This is a genomic window from Nonomuraea sp. NPDC049504, assembly GCF_040676845.1.
Lineage (GTDB): Bacteria > Actinomycetota > Actinomycetes > Streptosporangiales > Streptosporangiaceae > Nonomuraea > Nonomuraea salmonea.
The window spans coordinates 79,623-99,777 of the sequence record NZ_JBFAPT010000003.1 but is presented as its reverse complement, the minus strand read 5'-3'; the positions used below and the strand labels follow the sequence as shown (position 1 = coordinate 99,777).

Genomic DNA, 20,155 nt, shown 5'->3' with positions numbered 1-20,155 from the left:
TCTGAACCTTACACCCCTGCCTCCACCTGCTGGGCGGCACTTCTCACAGGACGGACTGGCCTTCGAGCGAGTCGCCGATGATCCCTGCCTATGGGAGTATTTCTTGGCCTAGAGGAGGGTTTGAGGCCGTTGATGTCGGATCGCAAGCAGGAGGGACGCCGCATCGCCGGCCGCTACCAGCTGCAGGAACCCATCGGCAGGGGCGGGATGGGCATCGTCTGGCGTGCCTACGACGAGCTCTTGGACCGCACGGTGGCGGTCAAGGAGGTCAGGTACGCCGCCGCCCTGGGCGAGGAGGTGCAGCTGCTGAACCGGCGCACGATGCGCGAGGCGAGGGCGGCGGCGAGGTTCGAGCATCCCAACGTGATCGTCGTGCACGACGTGATCGAGGAGGACGACCGGCCCTGGATCGTCATGCAGCTGGTCCAGTCGCGCTCGCTGGGCGCGGTGATCAAGCAGGACGGTCCCTTGCCGCCCAAGCGCGTGGCGGAGATCGGGCTGGCCGTGCTCGACGCGTTGCACCGCGCCCATGAGGCGGGGGTGCTGCATCGGGACGTCAAGCCCGAGAACGTGTTGCTGGCCGACGACGGCAGGGTGGTGCTGACCGACTTCGGCATCGCCACGCTGGAGACCGAGACGCAGCTCACGGTGACGGGCCTGGCGGGCACGCCGGCGTTCATCGCGCCAGAGCGGCTCAAGGGCCTGCCCGCGCGGCGCGAGTCGGACCTGTGGTCGCTGGGCGCCACCCTCTACACGGCGGTCGAGGGCCGCTCGCCGCACGAGCGCGGCATGGCGCTGGCGACCATGCACGCCGTGCTGACGGACGAGCCCGACCCCGCGACGCACGTGGGGCCGCTGACCGACGTGATCATGGGGTTGCTGGTCAAGGAGCCGGTGCAGCGGCTGACGTACGAGGAGACGCAGCGCATGCTGCGGGCGGCCATCGCGGGCTTCTCGCAGCCGAGCGCGCCGCCCACCGCCCAGTTCCCCGCGGCGCAGTTCCCGCCCGAGCAGGAGCTGCGGGTGCCGGAGCCGGCCAAGCGTCCTGCCCAGAGCCAGGCGCAGGGTCAGGCGCAGGGTCATGCGCAGGGTCATGCGCCTTCGAAGCCGAAGCGGCCCGGCCCCGCCAAGGCGCGGCGGCCGTACGCGCCGGTGGAGGACGACACCCCCACCGACCCGAACCTCGCGAGCGCCCGCTCGCAGGCCGCGCCCGCCGCTGAGAACGTTCCCGAGACCGGTGTGCGCCTGTCACAGGCGCCGACCGTGGAGCCGCAGCAACCGCCGTCGGGGCCGACCGGCGAGTCGACGTTGAGCGCGTCCAAGGGCGAGCCGCGGCGCATGATCACGGTCGTCGCGGCGGCCGTGGCCGTGCTGCTGGTCGCCGGCGTGGGCGGCTATCTCGGCCTGCGTTCCGCGCCCGAGGACTCGGATGGCGAGGGCGCCCAGGCGGCGGTCGCCAGCACGGTCCCGACCGGGCCCAGCGAGTCCGCTCCGCAGACTCCCCCGGCGTCCCCGTCGGCCACTCCCTCCGACGAGGAGGAGGACCCGTCCCCGAGCCAGTCCCCGACCCAGGCGGAGAGCCCCACGGCCGAGCCCGAGGAGACCAAGGAGGCCAAACCCGCGCTGCCGTCCGGCTGGAAGATGCACACGGACAAGAAGCTCGGCTTCTCCATCGGCCTGCCCAAGGGCTGGGACGAGTGGCAGCGTTCTGGGATCGTCGGCAGCGGCGTCGAGTACAAGGGCCCCGGCGGGGCGCCCAACGCGCACGTCCGCATCGAGCGGGCCTCCAAGCTGGGCAAGGACCCGCTGAAGGGCTGGAAGAAGCTGGAGTCGCGGCTGAAGAACCGCTTCGGCGGCTACAAGAAGCTCAGCATCAAGGAGGTCAAGTACGGCAAGGCGGCGGCCGACTGGGACTTCATCTGGCCCACGCAGACGGGCAAGTCCCGCATCCGCTACCGGGGGTTCATCGCCGAGGACGGCAAGGCGTACGCGATCTACTGGCACACCCTGAACAGCCACTGGGAGGACGACCTCCGCTTCTTCGAAGGCTTCTGCGCGACGTTCTCGCCGAAGAAGTAGGCTGCGCGGCGTGCACGTCAGCAATCGTTACCGCCTCGTCGAGCCCATCGGCGAGGGCGGCATGGGGGTGGTCTGGCGGGCCTACGACGAGTTGCTCGACCGTACGGTCGCGATCAAGGAGGTCCGCTACACCGGGGTCGGCGACGCCAAGCGGGCCGAGCTCAACCGCCGCACCATCCGCGAGGCCAGGGCGGCCGGGCGGCTCGACCATCCGTCGGTGGTCGTCATCCACGACGTCGTCGAGGAGGACGGCCGGCCGTGGATCGTCATGCAGCTCGTCCGCTCCCGCTCGCTGGCCAGGGTGATCTCCGAGGACGGCCCGCTGCGTCCCGCGCAGGCCGCGGTGATCGGCGGCCGGGTGCTCGACGCGCTGCGGGCCGCCCACGCGACCGGCGTGCTGCACCGCGACGTCAAGCCCGAGAACGTGCTGCTCGCCGACGACGGGCGGGTGGTGCTCACCGACTTCGGCATCGCCTCCATGGAGGCCGAGGCCGGGCTGACCGCGACGGGCGGGCTGGTCGGCACGCCCGCGTACATGCCGCCCGAGCGGCTCAACGGCGAGCCCGCGCGGCCCGAGTCCGACCTGTGGTCGCTGGGCGCGACGCTGTACACGGCCGTCGAGGGGCGGCCGCCGTTCAAGCGCGACTCGTGGGCGGCGACCGTGGCGGCGGTGCTGCGCGACGACCCCGAGCCGCCGGCGCGGGCCGGGGCGCTCGGGCCGATCGTCATGGGGCTGCTGCGGCGCGAGCCGGGCGCGCGGCTGCCCGCCGCCGAGGCCGCCCGCCTCCTGTACGACCTCGCCGCCACCGCCCCGCCCCGCCCCACGACCACCACGGACGCGCCCTGGCACGCCACCCCACCCGCCGACGGCTCCGGGCACACCACGCCACCACCCCACGCCACCTGGCAACCCACGCCGCCCCCCGAAGGCCCAGCACACGCCACCCCACCACCCCACGCCACCTGGCAACCCACGCCGCCCCCCGAAGGCCCAGCACACGCCACCCCACCACCCCACGCCTCCTGGCAGGGGACGCCGCCGGGCGGCGGGTCCTACCCGGGCGGGCAGCCGACCGGGGATCGGCGGCCCGCCGGGCAGGGCCAGGCGACGATGGACCGGCCGCGGGGCGGGCGGCGCAAGACGTTGTGGGTGGGCCTGCCCGCGGCGGTGCTCGTGGTGGCGGTGCTGGGCGCCGGCGGCGTGCTGCTGTCCGACCGCTGGACGGGCACGACCGCCGGGCAGAGCCCCTCGCCCACGGCGGACACCCCGACGGGCGAGCCCACGACGGGACCACAGGAGCCGACGCAGCAGCCGACGCAGCAGCCGACGGAGGAGCCGTCCGAGGAGCCCACGGACTACCCGACGGACGACCCGGCGGAGGAGCCCACCGACGAGCCCACCGACGAGCCCACCGACGAGCCCACCGACGAGCCTGAGATCCCGGAAGGCTGGCGGCCCTACCGGAACGCCGACGGCCGCTTCCAGCTCGCCTTGCCCGCCGGGTGGCAGGTGAAGAAGACCGACGGCCGCGACAGCGTGTCGGTCACCGGTCCGGGCACTCCCGGCAAGCTGCTGGTGGAGTGGACGGTCCCCGACATCACCTGGACGGACCCGGAACGGCACTGGCTCCGCCTGGAGGCGGAGATCAAGAAGAAGGGCGAGTTCCAGAGCTACCGGCGGATCGGCATCGAGTCCACCGAGTTCCTGGGCCGCCCGGCCGCCGACTGGGAGTTCACCAGGGTCCGCGACGGCGTGACGATCCACGTGCTCAACCGCGGCCTGCGCACCGCCGACGGCCGCCCGTTCGCCGTCTACTGGGAGACCACGCACGCGCGCTGGGCCGAGGACCGCCACTACTTCTACGACTTCCTCGAGACGTTCCGGCCCCTGTAAGTAGGACGCTGGGAGTAAGACCTGTGAGTGAAACGCTGTGAGCAGGACGACCGAGGAGCGGGCGACGTTCTGGCGGCACCCGGCGGTGCCGGAGACCGACCTGCTGAAGGCCCGCTACGTCACCCACCGCTTCTCCCGGCACGTCCACGACGGTTACGCCATCGGGCTGATCGTCTCGGGGGTGGAGGAGTTCGACTACCGGGGCACGCTGCTCCGGGCGGGCGCGGGCGAGGTGGTGCTGGTCAACCCGGAGTCGGTGCACACCGGGCACGCGGGGGTGCCGGGCGGCTGGGCGTACCGGATGCTTTATCCGTCGATCGAGGCGGTGGCCGCGATCGCGCGTGAGCTGGGCGGGCCCGGCGGGACGCCGCACTTCCCGCGCCAGGTGGTGCGCGACGCCGACGTGGCGGTGCTGCTGCGGCGGGCGCACCAGGCGGCCGAGCGGGGCGACGCGCTGGCCGCGTCGACGCTGAGCCGCACGCTGTTCGCCCGGCTGCTGACGCGGCACTCCGCGCCGAAGCCGCCCGCCGCGCTGCCCGGCGAGGGCAGGATGGCCGTGCGCGCGGCGCTCGACCTGCTGCACGAGAGCCTGCTCGATCCGCCGACGCTCGACGGGCTGGCGGAGGCGGTGGGGGCGCGGCCGTTCCCGCTGCTGCGGGCGTTCAAGGCGGCGACGGGCCTGCCGCCGCACGCCTACCTGATCTCCCTGCGCGTCGCCAAGGCGCGGCACCTGCTCCTGAGCGGCATGCCGCCGGCGCAGGTGGCGGCCGAGTCGGGGTTCACCGATCAGGCGCATCTCAGCCGGCATTTCAAGCGCGTCGTGGGTGTGCCGCCGGCGGCGTACCAGCGGGCCGCAGGATCGTACAAGAACCGACATTCCCGCATCTCATAACCTCGGGAGGCATGGAACCGACAACTCACCGTTCCGCGGCAGTGCGGGACGGTCTGGGCGTGGGCCTGGCCGTGGGGCTGTCCGGGCTCGCCTTCGGCGCCGCGGCGATCACCGCGGGCCTGTCCGTGGCGCAGGCGTGCGTGCTGAGCCTGCTGGCGTTCACGGGCGCCTCGCAGTTCGCGCTGACGGGCGCGGTGGGCGCGGGCGGCGACCTGCTGGCCGCCAGCCTGGGCGCGCTGCTGCTGGGCGGCCGCAACACCCTGTACGGCCTGCGCCTGGCCGACCTCCTCCAGGTACGCGGCCCCCGCAAGCTGCTGGCCGCCCAGGGCGTCATCGACGAGACGACGGCCGTGGCGATGGCCCAGCCCGACCCCCGCTCCTCGCGTACGGCCTTCGTCACCACCTTCGCCACCCTCTACCTCACCTGGAACCTGACCACGCTGGCGGGCGCGTACGGCACCTCCTTCCTCGGCGACCCCGCCGTCCTCGGCCTCGACGTCGTGGGCCCGGTGGCGTTCCTGGCGATCCTGTGGCCCCGGCTGGCGGGCAGCGCCGAGCTGCGCGGGCTGGCCGCGGTGGCGGCGGTGATCGCCCTGTGCGCGACGCCGTTCTTCCCGCCCGGCGTGCCGGTGCTGCTGTCGGCCGTGGCGGTCCTGGTGGTGATGGTGCGATGACGTTGTGGTGGGCGATCGCCCTGGTGTGCGCGGGCTGTTACGCGCTGAAGCTCGCCGGCCTCGCCGCGCCGCGCGCGGTGCTGGACCATCCGAAGGTGCGCAGGTTCGCGGAGCTGGTGCCGGTGGCGCTGCTGGCGGCGCTGATCGCGGTGCAGGTGTTCACGCAGGAGGGCGGGCTGACCTTCGACGCGGCCCGTACGGCGGGACTCGGCGCGGGAATCGTCGCCCTCCTGCTCCGCGCCCCTTTTCTGGTCGTTCTGGCGGCAGCGGCGGCAATGACGGCGCTTGTCCGGTTTCTTCTGGGGTAGTCGCCGGTGCATGTCCGAATCCGCGGTGATGGTCGGTGGGCGTTACCGGCTCCTCAGGACGATCGGCAAGGGCGGCATGGGCACGGTGTGGCACGCGCACGACGAGGTGCTCGGCCGTGACGTGGCGGTCAAGGAGGTGCCTCCGCCTCCTGAGCTGACGGGCGCCGAGCGCGAGGATTTCGCTGTGCGCACATTCAGGGAGGCCAGGGCGGCGGGCCGGGTGGCGCACCCGGGCGTGGCCACGGTCTACGACGTGCTGGAGGAACGCGGGCACCCCTGGATCGTCATGCAGCTCGTACGATCGCGCACGCTCGGCGAGCTGCTGCGCGACGAGGGCCCCATGACGCCCCTGCGGGCCGCGGACATCGGGCTGCAACTGCTGGAGGCGCTGCGCGCCGCGCACGCGGCCGGGGTGCTGCACCGCGACGTCAAACCGGACAACGTGCTGCTCACCGAGGACGGCAGGGCCGTGCTCACCGACTTCGGCATCGCCACCACGGAGGACGAGGCGCCGGTCACGCGTACGGGCGTCCTGGTCGGCACCCCGGCCTTCGTCGCCCCTGAACGCGCGGCGGGCGGCCGGGCGCGGCCCGCGTCCGACCTGTGGGCGCTGGGCGTGACGCTGTACCTCGCGGTCGAGGGCCACTCCCCCTTCCAGCGGGACAACGCGCTGGCCACGCTGGGCGCGGTGATGCACGCCGAGCCGGCGCCGCTGGCCAGGGCGGGGGTGCTGGCTCCCGTCCTGCACGGGCTGCTGCGCAAGGACCCGGCGGAGCGGATGACGCTGGAGGAGACCGAGCGGCGGCTGGCCGGCATCCTGGCGGGCGGCTCGCCCGAGCAGACCGGGCCCGTCCCGCTGCCCGCGCGTACCGGGCCCGTCGTGGTGCCGCGCCGGCGGTCACGGGTGCTGCCGGTGGCCGCCATCGCGGGCGGCGCGCTGCTCGTCGGCATCGTCACGGGCGGGGCGGCCTGGTGGTCGAAGCAGGGCCGTGAGCAGCCGCGCGGCGGGCGGCCCGTACCGGCGGTGGCGACCACCTCCGCGCCGGCCGACCGCGACACGACGACCAAACCGCCACCGGCGGGCGAGTCGCCCCGCAGCGACACCGAGGTGGTCACTCCCCGCAGCACCCCGCCACCCGCCCGCACCCAGCCGAGAACCCCGGACACCGGCGAACGCACCCAGAACCGCCGCCCCCGCCCCGACGACACCCCGGCCAGGACGCGGGACGAGACCCCCCGGAAGGACGAGACCCCCCGGCAGGATGAGACTGCCCGGAAGGACGAGACCGCCCGGAAGGACGAGACGGACCGCCCGCAGCGGCAGAGCGAGTCCCCCTCGGAGGAGACCCCCGGCCAGATCGAAGGCTCGGACGGCGGCTGAGCCCGCGCAAGGGGCCGCCGCAAGCGTGATCGGCCCAGGGGCCGCAGGGCACGAACCGCGCCCCGCGCGAGGGCCGCTGGACGCGAGCCTCAGGCCGACGGCCCGCCGACTCCGGTCAGGACTCGGCGCGGACCAGGTCGAGGGCCTTCTGCAGGTCCTGCGGGTAGTCCGTGCTGAACGACATCCACGCACCGGTCGACGGGTGCTCGAAGCCGAGCGCGACCGCGTGCAGCCACTGCCGGGTGACGCCCAGGCGGGCCGCCAGCGTGGGATCGGCGCCGTACAGCAGGTCACCGACGCACGGGTGGCGCAGCGCCGACATGTGCACCCGGATCTGGTGCGTACGCCCCGTCTCGAGCTTGATGTCCAGCAGGGAAGCCGCGCGGAACGCCTCGACCGTGTCGTAGTGGGTCACCGACGGCTTGCCACCGGCGACGACGGCCCAGCGGCCGTCGCCCGACGGGTGCCGGTCGATGGGCGCGTCGACGGTCCCCCTGAACGGGTCGGGGTGCCCCTGCACGAGCGCGTGGTAGCGCTTGTCGACCGTGCGCTCCTTGAAGGCCCGCTTGAGGAACGAGTAGGCGTGCTCGCTCTTGGCCACGACCATCGCGCCCGTGGTGTTGGCGTCGAGCCGGTGCACGATGCCCTGGCGCTCGGCGGCCCCGCTGGTGGCGATGGTGTGACCGGCGCCGAGCAGCCCGCCGATCACGGTGGGCCCGGTCCAGCCGACGGTGGGGTGCGCGGCCACGCCGATGGGCTTGTTGACCACGATGACGTCGTCGTCCTCGTACACGATCGTCATGCCCGGCACCGGCTCGGCGACCGGCATGGGCGTGGTGACCGGCGGCGGCATCGTGACGTCGAGCCACGCGCCGGCGTGCACGCGGTCTGACTTGGCCGGCACGCGGCCGTCCACCAGCACCTCACCCGCGCCGATCAGCTCGGCCGCGCGCGTGCGGGAGAACCCGAACAGGCGCGAGAGCGCGGCGTCGAGCCGCTCGCCCTCCAGCCCGTCGGGCACGGGCAGGCTGCGCTGCTCACTCATCCTTGGCCGCCTCCTCCTTCGACCCGTCGATCTCCTTCGACCCGTCGATCTGCACGTTGCGCCAGGCCAGGATCACGGCCAGGATGCCGCCGCAGACGATGGCGGAGTCGGCGATGTTGAAGACGGGGAAGTAGTCGATGACCGGGAAGTTGCCCGGCAGCACCTCGATGAAGTCGACCACGTGGCCCTGGAGCTGGGTGGAGCGCCCGAACCCCGAGGGGTAGCGCAGCAGCCGGTCGGTGAGGTTGCCGACGGCGCCGCCGAGCAGCAGGCCGAGCGCGATCGCCCACGAGAGGCTGCCGAGCTTGCGCGCCGTGCGGATGATGGCGACGACCACGCCGGCGGCGATGAAGGTGAAGACGAAGGTCATTCCGGTGCCGATGCTGAAGGCGGCACCGGAGTTGAAGATGACCCTGAACTGGAGCACGCCGGGGATCACGACCAGGGGCGCCTCACCCTCAAGGGTGCGCAGCACCAGCGTCTTGGTGGCGAGGTCGGCCGCGTAGATCACGGCTCCCAGCACGACGAGGACGGCGAACAGGCGCCCGCGTGGCCGGCCGGCGGTGCCCCCCTGTCCTACCGGCGCTCCTCCTTCTGCTTGCAGGCCACGCACAGCGTCGCCCTCGGGAACGCCTGGAGGCGTTCCTTGCCGATCGGCTTGTGGCACGATTCGCACACTCCATAGGTCCCTGCGTCGATCCTGGCGATCGCACGTTCGTTCTGCGCGACCAGATCGCGCGCATTCAGGGTAAGGGCGATCTCGCGTTCGCGCTCGTACGTCTTCGCGCCGGCGTCCGCCTGGTCGTCGCCCGCGCCCTGTGTGACGTCCCCAGAGGCTATCTCCGACTCGTGGCGCAGGATGTCCGCCTCGAGCTCGTCGATCTCCTGCTGGAGCCTGCCGCGTACCTCGGCCAGCTCCTCATCCGACCACATCGACGGTGTAGCGGTCTGCGTGACTGCCGCCATGGCTGCCTCCATGCTGATCAAGGCCGTGAATGGTGCGGGCAGCTTAGGATCCTGATAACGGAACGGCAAACGACCCGCCGGACGGTTTACCTAGCCCGTACTATCCCGCCTCGCGCATTCAACTCCTCCACACCGGCGTCCATTCCCACATCTTTGCGCCCTTTACGACCCACGTACCGCTGGGCGGCGATGAACCTCCTGACCCGGAAACCTGGAAGCCTTGACCTCGACTCTGCGTTATGGTTTAAGCCTGCAAGGCGTTGATGGGGCCCGCTGTGAGGGATATCACCCCGGAGCCGCCGGAAGAACGGCTCGTCAGAGCTCATTAGACCCGGCAGCAGTCAAACGAAGAGGGCCTCGCCCGCGGGCGGGGTCAAGAAGGGTGGTACCGCGGGGCCGCGAGGCTTCGTCCCTTCACGCCAGAGCCCAACCGGCCGATTCACGCGTGGAGGTCACGCCCGAGATGTCTTCCCCAACGTTCCGCTCTCTTCCCGCGCAGGTCGACCTGCCCGCGCTCGAGCGCGAGGTCCTGGACCGCTGGCGGGACGGGAAGATCTTCGAGCGTTCCGTCGAACAGAACGCCGGCAACCCGTCGTGGGTCTTCTACGAGGGCCCGCCCACCGCCAACGGCCTGCCCGGCGTGCACCACGTCGAGGCCCGCGTGTTCAAGGACCTGTTCCCGCGCTACAAGTCGATGCGCGGTTTCAGCGTTCCGCGTAAGGCCGGCTGGGACTGCCACGGGCTGCCCGTCGAGGTCGGCGTCGAGCGCGAGCTGGGCCTGTCCGGCAAGAAGGACATCGAGACCTATGGCATCGCCGAGTTCAACGCCAAGTGCCGCGAGTCGGTGCTGCGCCACGTCGACGCGTTCGAGCAGATGACCGAGCGCATGGGCTACTGGATCGACCTGTCCCAGGCCTACCGCACGATGGACCCGTCCTACATCGAGTCCGTGTGGTGGTCGCTGAAGGTCGTCTTCGACAAGGGCCTGCTGTTCCGCGACTTCCGCATCACCCCCTACTGCCCGCGTTGCGGCACCGGGCTGTCCGACCACGAGCTGGGCCAGCCGGGCGGCTACGAGACCGTCTCCAGCCCGTCGGTCTACGTCCGCATGCCCGTCACCTCGGGCCCGCTGGCCGAGGCCGGCGCCTCGCTGCTGGTCTGGACGACCACGCCGTGGACGCTGGTCTCCAACACCGCGGTCGCCGTCCACCCCGACGTCACCTACGTCGCCGCCCGCACCGCCGACGGCGAGGTGCTGGTCGTGGCCGAGCCGCTGCTGTCGGTGCTCGGCGAGGGCGTCACCGAGGTCTCCCGCCACACCGGCCGCGAGCTTGAGCACACCACCTACAACCGGCCGTTCGACCTGGTCGACATCCCCGGCGCCCACTACGTCGTGCTCGGCGACTACGTCACCGTCGAAGACGGCACCGGCCTGGTCCACCAGGCCCCCGCCTTCGGCGCGGACGACATGGCCGTCATCAAGCGCTACGACATGCCCGTCGTCAACCCGATCGGCCCCGACGGCCGCTTCCTCGACGACGTCCCCATGGTGGGCGGCCGCTTCTTCAAGGACGCCGACGAGGAGCTGACCGAGGACCTTCAGCGGCGCGGGCTGCTGTTCCGCGGCGGCCACTTCGAGCACAGCTACCCCCACTGCTGGCGCTGCCACACCCCGCTGCTCTACTACGCGCTCCCGTCCTGGTACATCCGCACCACCGCCGTCAAGGACCAGATGCTGGCCGAGAACGCCGGCACCAACTGGTACCCCGACACCATCAAGTGGGGCCGCTTCGGCGAGTGGCTGCGCAACAACGTCGACTGGTCGCTGTCGCGCTCCCGCTACTGGGGCACGCCGCTGCCGCTGTGGGTGTGCACGCAGGACGAGTCCCACGTCACGTGCGTCGGGTCACTGGAGGAGCTGGGCGCGCTCGCCGGCCAGGACATCTCCGCCCTCGACCCCCACCGCCCCTACGTCGACGACGTCACCTTCGACTGCCCGTCGTGCGGGGCGCTCGCCCGCCGCGTGCCCGACGTCATCGACGCCTGGTACGACTCCGGCTCCATGCCGTTCGCCCAGTGGGGCGAGCGCGGCAAGCCCGAGGGCGTCTACCCGGCGCAGTTCATCTGCGAGGCCACCGACCAGACGCGCGGCTGGTTCTACTCGCTGATGGCCGTCGGCACGCTCGTCTTCGGCCAGTCCTCCTACGAGAACGTGCTCTGCCTCGGCCTCATCCTCGCCGAGGACGGCCGCAAGATGAGCAAGCACCTCGGCAACATCCTCGAGCCGATCCCGCTGATGGACCAGCACGGAGCCGACGCGCTGCGCTGGTTCATGGCCTGCTCCGGCTCGCCGTGGGCGGCCCGCAGGGTGGGGCACGGCACTCTTGAGGAGATCGTCCGCAAGGTGCTGCTGACGCTGTGGAACACGGCGTCCTTCTTCACCCTCTACGCCAACGCCGAGTCCTGGTCGCCGTCCCGGCTCTCCCAGGCCGTCCCGCCGGCCGAGCGCCCGCTGCTCGACCGCTGGGCGCTGGCCGAGCTGCACCGCACGGTCGCCGAGGTCACCGCGGCGCTCGACGACTACGACACCCAGCGCGCCGGCCGCCGCCTGGCCGACTTCCTCGACGACCTGTCCAACTGGTACGTCCGCCGCTCGCGCCGCCGCTTCTGGCAGGGCTCGGAAGAGGCGTTCGCGACCCTGTACGAGTGCCTGGAGACGGTGATCAGGCTGATGGCGCCCATCACGCCGTTCATCACCGACCACCTCTGGGACGTCCTGCGCGCCGACGACGCCCCGTCCTCGGTGCACCTGACCTCCTGGCCGCAGGCCAGGGAAGACCTCATCGACCCGGTGCTGTCCGACCAGATGGCGCTCGTACGCCGCCTGGTCGAGCTGGGCCGCTCGGCCCGTGCCTCCTCCGGGGTCAAGACCCGCCAGCCGCTGCGGCGGGCCCTGGTGGGGGCGCACGACTGGCCGTCGCTGCCCGGCGAGCTGCGCGGGCTGGTCGCCGACGAGCTCAACGTCCAGGCTCTGGAGGACATGTCGGGCTTCAGCGCCGATCTCGTGTCCTACACGGTCAAGCCCAACTTCCGGGCGCTGGGCAAGCGGTTCGGGCCGCAGACGAAGCTGGTGGCCGCCGCCCTGGCCGCCGCCGACGCCACCCGCGTGGCCCGCGCGCTGCGGTCGGGCTCCACCGTCATGGTGGAGGCCGAGGAGGTGGGCGAGGTCATGCTCGGCCCCGACGAGGTGATCGTCACCGAGCAGCCCCGCTCCGGCTGGGCCGTCGAGACCGGCGCCATCGGCACCGGCACCGGCGAGACGGTGGCGCTCGACCTGGAGCTGACCGACGAGCTGCGCCGCGCGGGCCTGCTGCGCGAGGTCATCCGCCTGGTCCAGGACGCCCGCAAGTCGACCGGCCTGTCCATCACCGACCGCATCGACCTGTGGTGGACGACGACGTCGCCCGAGCTGGCGACGGCGCTGCGCGCGCAGGGCCAGGTGGTGACCGAGGAAGTCCTCGCCACCTCCCTCACGGAAGGCACCACCGCCGACCTGCCGACCCACACGGACGAGGACCTCGGCCTCACCTTCCAGCTCCGCCGCGCCTGAACGCCGCGGTAAGACGGCCCCTGGCGACCACCGCCAGGGGCCGTCTCATGGGCCCTTCGGCCAGAGCGACACCCCTCAGACAGAACCGCCCCGAGCGGACCCCACCGAAGAGACCTCACGCGCCAAGCCACGTCTTCACAACACCACGCGGCAGGAGGACGGCGCCGTGCCGCCGCTGCCCGGCCGAGCGCACCCCCACACCGCTCAACCGGAAGCATCACGCGCCACGGCGCTCGTCCTGGATCACGGCGCTCAGGAGTACCCGGCCCGCACGTCTTGTTCGGCGGCGAGCGACTCAACCGCCTTCCGCAGAAGCCAGTGAGACGGCTGCCCGCCCACCGACGAGCAACCCGCCTACCTCCCGCAGAAGTCAGCGACGCACCCACCTTGCCCAGCGGTGAGCAGGCCGACCGCCTCCTCCAAGAGTCAGCGGCACGACTGTCCTGCGGCGGTGAGGAGGAGCTGGTTGTTCAGCTGACCCTTTGGCGGTCGTGTTGGCAGACTGGGCAGCTCGTCAGGCCGGCGGCCTCCGCGGCGGCGAGGGTCATCGTCTCCACGCCGTCGCCCGCTCCGCGAACCAGGGGGCAGGAGGTGCCGTGGTAGCGGCGGGTGCCGGTGATGACCTTGACCGTTTGCGGCCCTCGTGCCTTGCCGTTTCCGTGGTCCTTGGACCCCGCCGGCTCGTCGCCGGGCTGGGAGCTGGACGATCCGGCCTTGGAGCCCGTGTCCTTGGCGTCTGTCGTCCTGGAGTCTGCGGGCCCCGCATCGGTGGTCCTGGAAGCGGTGCCGCCGTTGGACGAGCCGCTTCCCTCAGCTCGGGGTCCTTGCCCCTGGGAAGCGCCGCCCTTGGCCGCCGGAGCCCCGCTGCCGGTGCTCCCTGAGGATCCGGAGCCGGGTCCTGAGGAGCCGGGACGCTGGTCTGTGCCGCTGCCGGAAGCCCCGGGCTGTCCCTTGGCCGCGCCGCCGGAAGCCCCGGCCTGCCCCTTGGGAGCGTCATCGGTAGGAGCGGGCTGTCCCTTGGGAGTGGTGCCTGAGGTGGCTCCCTGCGGGCCGGTCCCGCCACCGCCCTGCGGCCCTGAGGCGCCCTTGCCCGCTTGCGGCCCTGTGCCGCCCCCGGCGCCCTGTGGTCTGGTGCCGGAGCCGTTGGTGGTGGTGCTCTTGGGGTCGTCCGTCGCCGTGGACGGAGTTGCGTTGCTGGAGCCTGAGCCGCCGGACGGCGGACGCTCGGCTCCGCTCTTGCCCGGTGTGGCTCCGGGCTTGGCGACGGGAGTCCTGGACGACGCGCCCGGAGGCAGCGGGCCCCCGGGCTTGGCCGTCGCCTCGGCCGAGGAGGCGGGCCGCTCGTGCAGAATGACGGTCTCCCCCGGCGCGGGCTCATCGCCGGCGGGACGCTTGCCCGGCTTGCTCCCGGCCCCTGAGGGACGCTCCGGCGCACCGGACGTGGGCCCCGCGGGCTTGGGTGCCCCAGGGCGCTGTGGCATGCCCGACGCCGTCACGCGTGGCTGCGGTGCCGTGGCGGGCCCGGCGGCGTCATCGTCAGCCTCACCCGCACCGGACGCCGGCCCGGCCTTGCCGCCACCCGACCCGGCCTGCTCACCGCCGGGCTTGCCCCCCTGCCCGGGCTTCCCGGACGAAGAGCCCCCGGCCGCGCCCGGCTTTCCTGAAGCGGAACCACTGGCGTTCCGCGTCATCTCTGACGCGGACCCACCGGCCGTGCCGGGCTTGGCGCCGGTGCGGCTCTGGTCGGTGCCGGTGGTGCCTGGACGGGGTGGGGTGGAGCCATGTGCGGGCTTGGCAGGGGTGGGGACGTCGGGGGACGTCTCGTCGTCGGAGGCGCCGGTCGTGTCGCCGGAAGCACCGGCTGCGGTCGTGCCCTTCGCGGGCGTGCCCGGCTTGGCCTTCGCGGGTCCTGACGTCGGCGCTCCGGGCTTGCCGGAGGCGGAGTCGGCTCTGCGCGCGAAAGGCGGCGGCCGGAAGTAGGAGGTCTCTGCGTCCGCCTGCTCGTCGTCCGAGCCACCACCGGTGTCGGTGCCGGTGTCGGTGCCGGTCTCGGGGGCGGCGGAAGGTGAGCCCGTTGCCTGGTCGGCCGGGGCGGCCGAGGGACGGCCGAACCACCCGGCGGCGCCTTCCTCGTGGGCGGCGGCAGGCTCCGGGCTGGGGGTGGAAGCCTTCGTGTCGGGCTTCGGCGGGGTGACCGGCGGACGAAGGTCGCGGGTCTCCGCGGAGTTGTCAGATCGGCTCTTGGCAGGAGCGGTGCTGGGGTGGGCCGCAGGCTCGGGGTCGGCGGCAGGCGGCAGCTGCCGTCCGCCGAGCGCGGCGTCGGGCAGGCACGTCGTGCAGGGCGTGAAGCCCTCCTCGCGTGCCTCCTCGTACGTCAGTTCCTCGTGATCCCGTCCGGCCAGCTGCCTGCACCCGGGGACGTGGTAGCGCTTGCGTCCCGGGATCACCAGCACGATCGCATCCGGCGCGATGCCGGCGGCCGCGGGGCGGCGCGGAACGGGGGCCGGAACGGTCGCCGTGCGCTGCTGCGGTGCCTGCGGATGCGGTCGGGACTGCGGGGGCGGCTGCTGAGCCATGGGGCCGGTCTGGGTGTACGGCTGCGCGGGCGGCATGAGCCCCTTCGGGGGGGTGGCCGGCGCAGCGGCCTGCCCACCTCCGGGAAAAAGCTCGTTCCGTCGCAGAAACGCCCCGATCACCAGGAACAGCGCGGACAGCACGCTGACCACGATGGACCACATGATCAGGAACGGCTTCGCCAGTACGAAGCCCGCGATCAGCAGCACCACTGCCGCGAGCACCAAACCAGCACTGATAAGGATCACAGGGGGCTCTTTCGAGTGGCAGGTCCTAGTGACCCGTTACTTTACCGCCGGTCGTTGTGGGGACCGTCACCGCCGGGGAAAGCGCCCTGCGGAGCGTCGCCGCCGAACGGGCCGGGGCCTCCGGGGAGAGGCTGCTGGCCGCCCTGGGGCACGGCGTGCGACATGGCGGGTGCCTGGCCCTGCGGACCACCGGACAGCACGGGGAACCCGCCGCTGCCTTCGGCGGAGACGTTGAGCTCGGCGAGCTGGTTCTCCAGGTAGAGCTTGAGCCTGCTGCGGTATTCGCGCTCGAAGCTGCGCAGCTCCTCGACCTTGCGCTCGAGCTCGTCGCGGGTCTGCACGAGCGAGCCCATCGCCTGGCGGTGGCGCTCCTGGGCGTCGCGCTCGAGCGTCTCGGCGCGGGCCCTGGCGTCGCCGATGACCTGCTCGGCCTGGCGGCGCGCCTTGGTGAGGATCTCGTCGGCCTCGCGCCTGGCGCGGGTCACCGTCTCGTCCGCCTCCCGGCGGGCGTCGGCGATCGCCTGGTCGGCGGTCTGCTGGGCGAGGGCGAGCACGCGGGCCGCGGTGTCCATGTTGTCCTCGGCGGGAGGCATGCTCATGGCCACGGGAACCTGCGGCTGCTGCTGCACCGGCGGCGGCTCGGGGGCCCGCATGGGCTCCGGCTGCGGCGGCTGCATCATCTCGGGCTTGGGCTGCTCCTGGACCGGCGCCGAGGCCATGGGCATGTTCATGCCGCCAGGCACCTTCCCGCGCAGGCACTCGGCCAGCTTCGCGCGGAGCTCCTCGTTCTCTTGGATCAGGCGGTCGAGCTCAGCCTCCACCTCGTCGAGGAAGGCATCGACCTCCTCCTCGTCGTAGCCCGGCCGGAGCCGGGTGGTACTGAACTGCTTGTTCCGCACATCAGCGGGCGTCAGCGGCATTTTTTGGTCTCCTTGGCGCGCTTGGAGTCTGTCCGGAGGACGGTAACCCGAATCACTTCAGCGCGGACACGAGTTGGATCACGACCGGCGGCCCCACGGGCCCCGCTCATCGTGGGCCGAGGGCCCCGGCGATCTGAATCAAGATCAGAACCACGATGAACAGGACAGTGAAGCTTAGGTCAAAGGCCACCGTACCCAACCGGAGCGGAGGAATGAAACGGCGGAGGAACTTGAGGGGTGGGTCAGTTGCGGTGTACGTGGCCTCCGCCACGACGAGCACCACTCCGGAGGGACGCCACTGCCGGGCGAACGCCTGCACCGTCTCAAAGATCATCCTGCCGATGAGCAGCACCAAATAGAGAGACAGGACTACGACCAAGATCCCACTCACGATCTCCACGGCCCGGCCGCGCCTCCACTTCTGATGTGCCTCCAGGTCTTGGGGTAGACCTGGTTGGGTCCGATAGGCATACAGAGACTCTAACTCTGATTGAAGAACCCGCGTTCCGCGATTCGAGCCTTGTCCTCGGCGGTCACCTCGACATTGGCAGGGGACAACAGGAACACCTTGTTGGTAACACGTTCAATGCTGCCATGTAGGCCAAAGACGAGACCTGCCGCGAAATCAACCAGCCGCTTGGCGTCGCTGTCGACCATCTCGGTCAGGTTCATGATGACGGGGGTGCCGTCACGGAAGTGCTCGCCGATCGTACGCGCCTCATTGTAGGTGCGGGGGTGCAGGGTGGTGATGCGGGCCAGATCGGTCGTGCGGCGCTCCACGATGGTGGTCGTGGGCCTGGGTGCAGGGACCCCCGCCTCGGGCTCGTCGTCGCGGTCCTGGACCGCCACGGGACGCTCCTCGCCGGGCCGCTGCACCTCGTCGTCGTAGGCGTAGTCGTCGGTGTAGGTCTCGTACCTCTCGTAGCGGTCGTCCTCCACGAGACCGAGGTAGACCGCCATCTTGCGCATCGCGCCGGCCATCGCTACGTCGTCCTCCTGCTCATGGTCGCACTCGCTCGGGCCCGTCGCCGTGCCCTGAGGCGGTAGGCGTACCCCCTGGAGCTCACCGCTGACTCGACCTCTACTTGATCATGGGCCTGAAGACCCACTTGAGGGGACATTACCTGACGAAGGGCTTGCGACGACCGAGCAACGCCGTACCGACCCGCACGTGTGTCGCGCCGTACGCGATCGCCTCGGCGAGGTCGGCGCTCATGCCCGCCGAGACCATGGTCGCGCGGGGGTGCTGCTCCTGCAGCGCCACCGCGAGGTCGCGGAGCCTGGCGAAGGCCTTGGCGGGCTCTTCGTCCAGCGGCGCCACGGCCATGACGCCGCCCAGCCGCACCCCGCCGGCCAGCGCCACCTCGTCGGCGAGCGCGAGCAGGTCGGCGGGCCTGGCGCCGCCCCTGCCCGGGTCGTCGTCGAGCGCCACCTGCAGCAGGCAGGTGATCTCGCGGCCCTGGCGGACGGCCTCCTTGCTGATCGCCTCCACCAGCCTGAGCCGGTCGACGGAGTGGATCACGTCGGCGTAGCCGACCACGGAGCGGACCTTGTTGGTCTGCAGCTGGCCGACGAAGTGCCAGGTCAGCGGCAGCCCCGCGAGCTCGCGGGCCTTCGGGGCGGCCTCCTGGTCGCGGTTCTCGCCGACGTCGCGCACGCCCAGCTCGGCCAGGATGCGGACGTCGCCGGCGGGCCTGGTCTTGGTGACGGCGATCAGCGTGACCTCGCTGCGGTCGCGGCCCACGGCGTGGCACGCCGCGGTGATGCGCTCGTCGACCTCGGCGAGACCGGCCGCGATCTCGTCCCTTCTCACGTGCCTCTCCCTCTTCGCTTTCACCAGGTGACCGGCTTTTGGCGCGTTCCCGCCACCGTACGCACGACGGCGCCGCTCCCGGATCCCTGCGGGGAGCGGCGTCAGGCGGGACAACGTGGCTACCGGCTATTTGAGGAAGTCGGGAACGTCGAGTTCCTCTTCCTGCTCCTCGAAGATCACCCGGGGACGTTTGGGGGGCTCCGACATGCGGGAGGTGATGGGCGTGGGCGGGTTGGCGGGCTCGGGCGTGGGCCGGGGGATCGAGACGGGGCCGGACGGCCCGTCGGCGGACTCTCCCAGCTCGGACCTGTCGTCGCGATCGCCTGAACCCGAACGCTCGGGCCCCTGGTCGTGCACCGGCTCGACCGGCCGCACCGGCTCCGGCCTCGACTCGGCGCGCGGCTCAGGACGGAACTCCGAGCGCGGCTCGGGCCGGAACTCCGAGCGCGGCTCGGGCCGGGATTCGACGCGCGGCTCGACGCGAGGCTCGGGACGCGGCTCAGGTCTCGCCTCGGCGCGCGGCTCGGGCCTGATCTCGGGACGCGGCTCGGGCCGGAAGTCCGTACGGGGCTCAGGACGCACCTCAGCGCGCGGCTCAGCCCGCAACGGCGGCGGGTCGGACTTGATGCTCGGGGAGGCCACGTTCGGCCGCGCAGGCGACGACACGGGAGGCGCGGGAGGCGCGGCGGGACGGCCCGCCGGCCGGGGCGCCTGCTTCTCCGTCGGGCCCGGCACGTCGTCGAAGCCGGCCGCGATCACGGTGACCCGCACCTCGTCGCCGAGCGCGTCGTCGATGACCGTGCCGAAGATGATGTTGGCGTCGGGCGCCGCGGCCATCGACACGAGCTGGGCGGCCTCGTTGATCTCGAACAGGCCGAGGTCGGAGCCGCCCGCGATGGACAGCAGCACGCCGTGCGCGCCGTCGATGCTGGCCTCGAGCAGCGGGCTGGAGACGGCCATCTCGGCGGCGGCCACCGAGCGGTCGTCGCCGCGGGCGTGGCCGATGCCCATGAGGGCCGAGCCGGCGCCCGACATGACCGACTTGACGTCGGCGAAGTCGAGGTTGATCAGACCGGGCGTGGTGATCAGGTCGGTGATGCCCTGGACACCGGAGAGCAGCACCTGGTCCGCCGCCTTGAAGGCGTCGAGGACGCTGACCTGCCGGTCGGAGATCGACAGCAACCGGTCGTTGGGGATCACGATGAGCGTGTCGACCTCGTCACGCAGCGTCTCGATGCCCGCTTCGGCCTGCGATGCCCTGCGTCGTCCCTCAAAGCTGAACGGACGGGTCACGACGCCGATGGTGAGCGCGCCGAGCGACCTCGCGATGTTGGCCACGACGGGCGCGCCGCCCGTGCCGGTGCCGCCACCCTCGCCCGCCGTCACGAAGACCATGTCGGCCCCCTTGAGGACCTCCTCGATCTCCTCACGGTGGTCCTCGGCCGCCTTGCGGCCGACATCGGGGTTGGCGCCGGCGCCGAGCCCGCGCGTGAGCTCGCGGCCCACGTCGAGTTTCACATCGGCGTCACTCATCAGCAGCGCCTGGGCGTCGGTGTTTATCGCGATGAACTCGACGCCCTTGAGTCCCTCCTCGATCATCCGGTTGACGGCGTTGACTCCGCCGCCGCCGATGCCGACGACCTTGATGACCGCGAGGTAGTTCTGCGGTGCTGCCACGACGAGGGGCCTTTCCGCTCGTTGACTTGCCATTTCGGTGCGGATTGTCTCCGCTTTTTGTCAGTTCGGGTAAC

The 20,155-nt window shown here is 72.0% G+C and carries 16 protein-coding genes; 7 read left to right on the top strand and 9 right to left on the bottom strand.

All coding sequences use genetic code 11. The features are described 5' to 3' along the window. Positions 1-132 precede the first annotated feature (132 nt). Genes AB0K28_RS06905 through AB0K28_RS06880 form a run of 6 tightly spaced genes read left to right on the top strand, consistent with a single transcriptional unit; the run spans position 133 to position 7,228 of the window. Positions 133-2,079 carry a protein kinase gene (locus AB0K28_RS06905; RefSeq protein ID WP_364366091.1) on the top strand — a complete coding sequence of 649 codons (1,947 nt, stop codon included), beginning with the start codon at positions 133-135 and terminating at the stop codon, positions 2,077-2,079. Positions 2,080-2,089: 10 nt separating this feature from the next. Continuing rightward, a complete protein-coding gene (locus AB0K28_RS06900) occupies positions 2,090-3,973 on the top strand; it encodes a protein kinase (RefSeq protein WP_364366088.1) in 1,884 nt (627 codons plus the stop codon). Positions 3,974-4,010: 37 nt separating this feature from the next. Further along, positions 4,011-4,865 (top strand): AraC family transcriptional regulator, encoded by an 855-nt coding sequence (locus tag AB0K28_RS06895; protein ID WP_345401355.1) that lies wholly within the window; start codon positions 4,011-4,013, stop codon positions 4,863-4,865. Positions 4,866-4,876: 11 nt separating this feature from the next. Then, positions 4,877-5,539, top strand: a complete 663-nt coding sequence (locus AB0K28_RS06890) for an AzlC family ABC transporter permease (RefSeq protein ID WP_364366084.1) — start codon at positions 4,877-4,879, stop codon at positions 5,537-5,539. Next, complete coding sequence (locus tag AB0K28_RS06885) at positions 5,536-5,847, top strand: AzlD domain-containing protein (protein WP_345409691.1); 312 nt, start codon at positions 5,536-5,538, stop codon at positions 5,845-5,847. Before AB0K28_RS06890 ends, AB0K28_RS06885 begins: the two co-directional genes overlap by 4 nt. Before the next feature lie 10 nt (positions 5,848-5,857). Next, positions 5,858-7,228 carry a protein kinase gene (locus AB0K28_RS06880; RefSeq protein ID WP_364366081.1) on the top strand — a complete coding sequence of 457 codons (1,371 nt, stop codon included), beginning with the start codon at positions 5,858-5,860 and terminating at the stop codon, positions 7,226-7,228. Between the two features lie 115 nt (positions 7,229-7,343). On the opposite strand, the gene AB0K28_RS06875 is transcribed toward AB0K28_RS06880, so the two are convergent. From AB0K28_RS06875 to AB0K28_RS06865, 3 genes are read right to left on the bottom strand one after another with little or no spacing between them, the layout of a single operon-like run. After that, on the bottom strand, positions 7,344-8,273 hold the full coding sequence (locus tag AB0K28_RS06875; RefSeq protein ID WP_364366078.1) for an RluA family pseudouridine synthase: 930 nt from the start codon (positions 8,271-8,273) through the stop codon (positions 7,344-7,346). Further along, entirely contained in the window at positions 8,266-8,796 is a 531-nt protein-coding gene (gene lspA / locus AB0K28_RS06870) for a signal peptidase II (RefSeq protein ID WP_364366075.1), read from the bottom strand. The genes AB0K28_RS06875 and lspA overlap by 8 nt, the downstream gene beginning before the upstream one ends. Positions 8,797-8,849: 53 nt before the next feature. Further along, positions 8,850-9,239, bottom strand: coding sequence for a TraR/DksA C4-type zinc finger protein (locus tag AB0K28_RS06865; protein WP_364366072.1), 390 nt, complete (start codon positions 9,237-9,239; stop codon positions 8,850-8,852). A gap of 463 nt (positions 9,240-9,702) precedes the next feature. Here AB0K28_RS06865 and ileS point away from each other — a divergent pair, with 463 nt between their 5' ends. Continuing rightward, the gene (ileS, locus tag AB0K28_RS06860) at positions 9,703-12,849 is read left to right on the top strand and encodes an isoleucine--tRNA ligase (RefSeq protein WP_364366069.1); all 3,147 of its coding nucleotides are present in this window, start codon (positions 9,703-9,705) and stop codon (positions 12,847-12,849) included. Positions 12,850-13,319: 470 nt separating this feature from the next. Here the strand turns inward: ileS and AB0K28_RS06855 are convergent, their stop codons facing one another. From AB0K28_RS06855 to ftsZ, 6 genes are all read right to left on the bottom strand, one after another. Further along, complete coding sequence (locus AB0K28_RS06855) at positions 13,320-15,650, bottom strand: hypothetical protein (RefSeq protein ID WP_364366066.1); 2,331 nt, start codon at positions 15,648-15,650, stop codon at positions 13,320-13,322. A gap of 62 nt (positions 15,651-15,712) precedes the next feature. Beyond that, a complete protein-coding gene (locus tag AB0K28_RS06850) occupies positions 15,713-16,591 on the bottom strand; it encodes a DivIVA domain-containing protein (RefSeq protein ID WP_364366063.1) in 879 nt (292 codons plus the stop codon). 106 nt (positions 16,592-16,697) lie between these two features. After that, positions 16,698-16,991, bottom strand: a complete 294-nt coding sequence (locus AB0K28_RS06845) for a YggT family protein (RefSeq protein ID WP_345401346.1) — start codon at positions 16,989-16,991, stop codon at positions 16,698-16,700. Between the two features lie 80 nt (positions 16,992-17,071). Next, positions 17,072-17,572, bottom strand: a complete 501-nt coding sequence (gene sepF, locus AB0K28_RS06840) for a cell division protein SepF (RefSeq protein ID WP_364366060.1) — start codon at positions 17,570-17,572, stop codon at positions 17,072-17,074. Positions 17,573-17,711: 139 nt separating this feature from the next. Further along, positions 17,712-18,404 (bottom strand): YggS family pyridoxal phosphate-dependent enzyme, encoded by a 693-nt coding sequence (locus AB0K28_RS06835; RefSeq protein ID WP_364366057.1) that lies wholly within the window; start codon positions 18,402-18,404, stop codon positions 17,712-17,714. A gap of 126 nt (positions 18,405-18,530) precedes the next feature. Continuing rightward, on the bottom strand, positions 18,531-20,081 hold the full coding sequence (ftsZ, locus tag AB0K28_RS06830) for a cell division protein FtsZ (RefSeq protein WP_364366054.1): 1,551 nt from the start codon (positions 20,079-20,081) through the stop codon (positions 18,531-18,533). Between the last annotated feature and the right edge of the window lie 74 nt (positions 20,082-20,155).

What these genes read in the sequence shown, in the direction of transcription:
- AB0K28_RS06905 (WP_364366091.1), top strand. Translation starts at nt 133, where the DNA reads ATGTCGGATCGCAAGCAGGAGGGACGCCGCATCGCCGGCCGCTACCAG.
- AB0K28_RS06890 (WP_364366084.1), top strand. Translation starts at nt 4,877, where the DNA reads ATGGAACCGACAACTCACCGTTCCGCGGCAGTGCGGGACGGTCTGGGC.
- AB0K28_RS06885 (WP_345409691.1), top strand. Translation starts at nt 5,536, where the DNA reads ATGACGTTGTGGTGGGCGATCGCCCTGGTGTGCGCGGGCTGTTACGCG.
- AB0K28_RS06880 (WP_364366081.1), top strand. Translation starts at nt 5,858, where the DNA reads ATGTCCGAATCCGCGGTGATGGTCGGTGGGCGTTACCGGCTCCTCAGG.
- AB0K28_RS06875 (WP_364366078.1), bottom strand. Translation starts at nt 8,273, where the DNA reads ATGAGTGAGCAGCGCAGCCTGCCCGTGCCCGACGGGCTGGAGGGCGAG.
- AB0K28_RS06865 (WP_364366072.1), bottom strand. Translation starts at nt 9,239, where the DNA reads ATGGCGGCAGTCACGCAGACCGCTACACCGTCGATGTGGTCGGATGAG.
- ileS (WP_364366069.1), top strand. Translation starts at nt 9,703, where the DNA reads ATGTCTTCCCCAACGTTCCGCTCTCTTCCCGCGCAGGTCGACCTGCCC.
- AB0K28_RS06850 (WP_364366063.1), bottom strand. Translation starts at nt 16,591, where the DNA reads ATGCCGCTGACGCCCGCTGATGTGCGGAACAAGCAGTTCAGTACCACC.
- sepF (WP_364366060.1), bottom strand. Translation starts at nt 17,572, where the DNA reads ATGGCCGGCGCGATGCGCAAGATGGCGGTCTACCTCGGTCTCGTGGAG.